We start from the raw sequence: 280 nt of genomic DNA on the forward strand, positions 1-280 counted from the left end.
CCTGCACGAAAGGTGTAACGATCTGGACACTGTCTCAGCCATGAGCTCGGTGAAATTGTAGTATCGGTGAAGATGCCGATTACCCGCAGTGGGACGAAAAGACCCCGTGCACCTTTACTATAGCTTAGTATTGACTTTGGATAAGTGATGTGTAGGATAGGTGGGAGACTTCGATCCTGCGTCGCCAGGCGTAGGTTAGTCATTGTTGAAATACCACCCTTCGCTTATCTGAAGCCTAACCCCTTGCGGGGGACATTGCTTGGTGGGTAGTTTGACTGGG

General features: G+C 50.4%; 1 rRNA gene. It reads left to right on the top strand.

What is annotated here, in order from left to right:
* Positions 1-280, top strand: a 23S ribosomal RNA gene (locus DC53_RS22800); the annotation flags it as partial.

The sequence above is a fragment of the Pseudoalteromonas fuliginea genome (genome assembly GCF_000690055.1).
GTDB lineage: Bacteria > Pseudomonadota > Gammaproteobacteria > Enterobacterales > Alteromonadaceae > Pseudoalteromonas > Pseudoalteromonas fuliginea.